The sequence below is a fragment of the Peribacillus sp. genome (genome assembly GCF_059453735.1).
Map to the genome: position 1 here is coordinate 1 of NZ_JAZVJO010000127.1, position 5,606 is coordinate 5,606.

Genomic DNA, 5,606 nt, shown 5'->3' on the forward strand with positions numbered 1-5,606 from the left:
TATCTCCTTTGTCTCTCCAATATTTAAATAGATTATCCGATTATCTATTTGCCCTTGCACGTGTCGTGAACTTCCGTTTGGGTGTTAAGGATGTGGAATATGCCCGTAGTGCGAATGTATTCCGAGGCGGAAAAAGAAAGGAACGTGAATAAGGTTGGACGTTCGAAAAATAAGCACCTTGGCGATGTTTATTGCCTTATCCGCTGTAGGTGCGGCAATCAAAATTCCTTCTATCGTCGGCAGTTTAGCACTTGATAGTTTCCCTGCCCTTATAGCAGGTGTTTTGTTAGGGCCGATTTATGGGGGAATCGTGGCAGGTCTTGGGACCTGGATTTCTGCTATTATTAGCGGGATGCCGCTTGGTCCGCTGCATTTTATTATCGTGCTGGAAATGTTTATCTTAGTTTGGATGTTTAGTACGTTGTATATCGGCGGTCAAAAAATGGGGGCTATCACTCTGTTTTTGGTTGGAAATGCGCTTATTGCACCGCTGCCCTTCATGTTCATCATTAGTACATCATTTTACATTGCCTTGCTGCCTTCATTAATTACCGCAACCGTTATTAACTTAGTCATTGCGGTTATACTAATGCCAAAGCTCGTCCCTATTTTGAAAAAGATGATCTTCAAAGCGGGTCATGATTCATGAGAGATGTTTTAAACCTACCAGTTCAGGCTGGTGGTTCCTTGATTTTTGCCAGCGATAACAGCGGCGGAATCGGCATGAAGAAAGAGGATGTTGTGACGGCTTCCTATGATGTAGTAGCTTACTATTCGTTTCGAGTTGCAGTCATGGAGTGTATGGCTGCAAGTGCTGATCCGATGGCTGTGGTGATGGAGAATTTCTGCGGAGAACAAGCCTGGAGTGAATTAGAAGCAGGTGTCCGTCGAGGTCAAGCAGAGCTAGGGATTTCGATTCCCATTACGGGAAGTACAGAAAGCAATATGGAAATGGTTCAATCTGCCCTCGGTATTCTTGTTGTTGGTCAAAAGAAAGAGGAGAAAGAGAAAGTGGTGAGCGGGAAAATGGGCGTGATCGGCACCCCGCTTATGGGTGAGGGTGTGATCAATCATCCGGAGCTGATTGCACCACTCTCGCTCTTTAAATGGTGCTGTGAGCAAGAAAACATAACCATTCTCCCTGTAGGCTCAAAGGGCATTGCCAATGAGTGGCTGCATCTTGATTCAAGCGGGACGATTCCAAAGAGCCTTGAAAAACTTGATTTAAACGCGTCAGCAGGCCCTTCCACCTGCTTTATCATTGTATATGACCCAGAAATAGAAGCTGAAATCGCAGCTAAAGCTGGTCATTTGTTTCATCGATAATCAACAGGGTCTTGCATCTGCGAGACTCTTTTTTAATACATGCAAATGGAGGCGTAGAATGAGTAAAACGAATGCGATGCGAGTCCTTGATAAACAGAAAATATATTACCAATCCCTATCCTATAATAATGAAGATGGGAAAATTCACGGAACAGCGGTTGCTGAAAAGATTGGGAAACCAGCAGATCAGGTATTTAAGACGTTAGTTGCTTCGGGGGCTCCAGGACATATATATGTGTTTGTCATACCAGTAGCAGATGAATTAGATGTTAAGAAAGCAGCAAAAGCTGCTGGAGAGAAAAAAATTGAGATGCTGCCGGTCAAGGATCTGCAAAAGTGGACAGGCTATATTCGGGGAGGCTGCTCACCGATTGGCATGAAAAAGCTCTATCCAACGTTCATCGATCATACTGCAGAACAGCTGGAAACAATGATTGTGAGCGGTGGAAAAGTCGGATGCCAAATTGAGCTACCACCGCAAGAGTTATTGCAAATAACTAATGCCAAATCTATCGAGCTGACAAAGGCAAAGTAATGGGCTTTCACCTATTATAGACTTACTGCATAATCTGTAGCGAAACACGTTATCACAAAGGAGTGTTCGCACTTGAAGGGGAAAACTAGACATTACTTTGCAGGCGGGAATACAGCCCGCGGCTTTTACAGCTTATATGAAACAAATTTAGAAGATCTTGAGAAATTATTTATTCTTAAAGGTGGTCCAGGAACTGGGAAGTCAACGCTCATGAAGAAATTAGGCTTGGCTTGGGAAGAAAGAGGAATTGATGTTGAGTACTTACATTGTGCCTCAGACGCCCAGTCCATTGACGGAATCATTTTTCCAACACTTAAAGCGGGCATTGTTGATGGGACACCCCCACATGTAATTGAACCTAAGGCACCGGGCGCTGTTGAAGAATACGTAAACCTTGGAGCTGCGTGGAACTCGAGTCAACTTGGTGATAAAAAGGGAGACATCGTACAGTTAACAGAGGCTATCGGAATTGCTTATGAACAGGCATACAAACTATTTGCCGAGGCCCTTTCCGTACATGATGAATGGGAAGAAATCTATATTAATAATCTTAATTTTGCTAAGTTGAATCAATTAACCGAAAAGCTCATGACAAATTTTTTCGGTGAAATGGTTCTAAATAAAACCTCAGATGTTCGCCATCGCTTCTTAGGAGCAGCCACACCAACTGGGGCGGTTGATTATGTCCCGAATTTAACCAATGATATTCCAAAACGCTTCTTTTTAAAAGGCCGTCCAGGCAGCGGAAAATCGACCATGCTGAAGAAATTAGCAGCGGAAGCGAAGAAAAGAGGTTTTGATGTAGAAATCTATCATTGTGGGTTCGATCCGCATAGTGTGGATATGGTTATTGTCCGCGAATTGGGCTTGGCTATCTTTGATAGCACGGCTCCCCATGAATACTTTCCTAGCCGGGAAGGGGACGAAATTGTGGATATATATAAAACAGCCATACTACCAGCCACAGATGATATTTATGCTGAAGAAATAAAAGAGATTGCGGAAAGATACCGATCAAAAATGGCGGCGGCGACAAATTATCTCTCCCAAGCTAAAGAATTGCACGACAAGCTTGAAGAGATTTACATTGCGGCAATGGATTTCGAGAAAATTAATGAAATCCAGAAAACTCTTGAAGATAAAATGAACCAAATCGCCCTTCAGCATCAATAAAAAGTAACGAGAAACAGGCCTCTCATTTGAGCAGGTCTTTTTTTACTAATAACTATTACATGAAAAGCAGACAATAGAGCTATTCAGCTTGTTTCAACTGTTCTAAGAATGGTTACAGATATAGAGAGAGACTGCAAGAGAGAATCAGTCAGAAAAATCTGTTACAATGACAGAAACAGACAAACTAGAGGTGTATACAGTGATAAAAGCAATTGCAATCGATATGGATGGAACATTATTAAATAAAAAACAGAAAGTTAGTAAAGAAAACAAAGAAGCTATCGAGCGAGCGCAAGCTTGTGGGATAGAGGTAATTATTGCAACGGGGAGGACCTATCAGGAAGCGCGGTTTGCTCTGGACGAAACGAACCTTGAATGTCCGGTTATTGGTGTGAATGGAGCTGTCATTTTAACAAAATCAGGAGAAATTACAGCTTCAAATACGATGGATAAAAACGATGTCAAACAAGTGGTCGATTACTTAGAAAAGAAACAGATCTATTTTGAAATCTATACTAGTGAGGGTACGTATTCTAAAAACTACGAAAAATCAGCGGCTGCTCTTGTGGATGTTTATGTAACAGCTAACCCAGATATTGATCCAGTAGAGATTACTCAAATCGTTCATAACCGTCTTTCACTTGGGCAGGTGAAAACCATTCCAAATTATTATGAACTTCTGACTAAGAACAATCTAAATTATTATAAAATACTTATATTCTCTAATGATCTAGAACTACTAGGAGAAGCTGGGGGAGAGCTGAAGCAAATAGAAAGTCTTGCGGTTACCTCGTCGGGCCATGGAAACTTGGAAATTTCTCATGCACAGGCACAGAAGGGAATTGCACTTGAAATCTATCTGCAGGAAAAAGGCATCACCCTAAATGAAACGATGGCCATCGGAGATAATTTTAACGATATGTCCATGTTTGAACGGGTTGGACGAGCGGTTGCAATGGGTAATGCGCCGGCAGAAATAAAGAAAATATGTCATTTGACGACAGGTATAAATGATGAAAGCGGCGTTGCACAAGCCATACACGCTGCTTTAAATGAACAATTGGTAAAGTAGAATTATTTCTGGGGGGAGAAAATGAAGAAAAAGCTGCTGATTGTACTAATTGTATTACTTTTCGCAGGTTGTTCACTGAAAGATATAACCCAACAGGATCATTCTGAGAACGAGAATCTGCAAATGGAACAGACAGGGAAGACAGCAAGTGATAAGCCTGAAGTATTGCTCAGTGGGCTTGACGCACCATGGTCTATTCAAGAAGTGGAGGAAACCTTGTTTGTATCAGAACGTACGGGTTCCATTGTGCAATTAAAGGACGGAAAAGTGAAACGCGAACCTGTGGAGTTAAAAGAAGAACTGTCTGAAGAATCTGAGGCAGGTCTGCTGGGCTTTTTACTCGCGCCAGGATTTGAAGACAGCGGCCAAGGGTTTGCTTATTATACATATGAATCAGGTGGAGTACCTGTCAACCGGGTAGTCACTCTTCAATATGAAGAGGGAAGCTGGAAAGAAACGACTGTATTACTTGACCAGATACCCAGCGGGAACTATCACCATGGCGGACGGATTAAAATTGGCTTTGATAACAAGCTGTATGTAACAACTGGTGATGCTAAACAAGGAGAGATTGCACAGGATGTAAACTCTCTTGGCGGTAAAATACTCCGCATGAATTTAGATGGAAGTATACCAGACGACAATCCTTTTCCTAACTCATATGTCTACTCTTATGGCCACCGAAACCCTCAAGGACTTACGTGGGATTTGGAAGGAAGATTATACAGCAGTGAGCACGGAGAATCTGGGAAAGATGAATTAAATCAAATTGAACCAGGAAAAAATTATGGGTGGCCGAAGATTGAAGGCGGTGAAAAGAAAGAAGGGATGGAAACACCCCTTATCCATGCAGGTGACAATACATGGGCTCCTTCCGGGATTGCTTATAACAATGGCAAAATCTATATCGCCTCATTAAGAGGTGAAGCCTTAAAGGCCTATGATATTGTAACAAAAAACATGAAAGATATCGTAACCGATCAAGGGCGCATACGTGACGTCTACATTGATGGAACGTACCTCTACTTCATCAGCAACAATACTGATGGCCGAGGCAAACCTAATAAAAAAGATGACAGACTCTACCGAATACCACTAAGTAATCTTAAATAATTTTGTATGAAACTAAAAAATACGGGACATACTATAAGTACGATGATTTAAATGTTATTCCCCTATTTGACTGTCTGCTCCCCCGCAGGCAGTTTTTTTTATTTTAGTGAAAAATTGTGAAAAACATCACATTGTTACAGGCAGAAAAAAATCGTTCAGGCAGCTGACTGTGCAGAACAGAGGAAAAAGTGTGCAGAATAGGTGGATTAGTGTGCAAATGAAGCGTATTTCTGTGCAAAAGGAACCAAACTCTGTGCAGTTCGACCAATTTTCTGTGCAAAAGCATTTTTGAGAAGAGCGGGACCCAGTTCAGCTGGTTTTGTTGAAAAGGAGTCAATAATCAAGGCCAAAGCAGCCAATCCAGATGCGTAAAGGCAAGATACCCTA

Annotated in this window: 8 protein-coding genes; 7 read left to right on the forward strand and 1 reads right to left on the reverse strand. The window is 41.8% G+C overall.

The window, feature by feature from the left end; all coding sequences use genetic code 11:
* From AC52RT_RS04200 to AC52RT_RS04230, 7 genes are all read left to right on the forward strand, one after another.
* On the forward strand, positions 1–152 hold a 152-nt coding region (locus AC52RT_RS04200), incomplete at its 5' end, for a cobalamin adenosyltransferase family protein (protein WP_495539597.1).
* Positions 153–154: 2 nt separating this feature from the next.
* Positions 155–649, forward strand: a complete 495-nt coding sequence (locus AC52RT_RS04205) for an ECF transporter S component (RefSeq protein WP_495539590.1) — start codon at positions 155–157, stop codon at positions 647–649.
* Positions 646–1,326 carry an ATP-binding protein gene (locus AC52RT_RS04210; RefSeq protein ID WP_495539591.1) on the forward strand — a complete coding sequence of 227 codons (681 nt, stop codon included), beginning with the start codon at positions 646–648 and terminating at the stop codon, positions 1,324–1,326. The genes AC52RT_RS04205 and AC52RT_RS04210 overlap by 4 nt, the downstream gene beginning before the upstream one ends.
* A gap of 58 nt (positions 1,327–1,384) precedes the next feature.
* Positions 1,385–1,861, forward strand: a complete 477-nt coding sequence (ybaK, locus tag AC52RT_RS04215; RefSeq protein WP_495539592.1) for a Cys-tRNA(Pro) deacylase — start codon at positions 1,385–1,387, stop codon at positions 1,859–1,861.
* A 72-nt stretch (positions 1,862–1,933) separates the two neighbouring features.
* Entirely contained in the window at positions 1,934–3,034 is a 1,101-nt protein-coding gene (locus tag AC52RT_RS04220; RefSeq protein ID WP_495539593.1) for a PRK06851 family protein, read from the forward strand.
* Positions 3,035–3,200: 166 nt separating this feature from the next.
* Positions 3,201–4,106 carry a Cof-type HAD-IIB family hydrolase gene (locus tag AC52RT_RS04225; protein WP_495539594.1) on the forward strand — a complete coding sequence of 302 codons (906 nt, stop codon included), beginning with the start codon at positions 3,201–3,203 and terminating at the stop codon, positions 4,104–4,106.
* 21 nt (positions 4,107–4,127) lie between these two features.
* Positions 4,128–5,219 (forward strand): PQQ-dependent sugar dehydrogenase, encoded by a 1,092-nt coding sequence (locus AC52RT_RS04230; RefSeq protein ID WP_495539595.1) that lies wholly within the window; start codon positions 4,128–4,130, stop codon positions 5,217–5,219.
* Between the two features lie 206 nt (positions 5,220–5,425).
* On the opposite strand, the gene AC52RT_RS04235 is transcribed toward AC52RT_RS04230, so the two are convergent.
* A partial coding sequence (locus tag AC52RT_RS04235) for a hypothetical protein (protein WP_495539596.1) occupies positions 5,426–5,606 on the reverse strand: 181 nt, incomplete at its 5' end.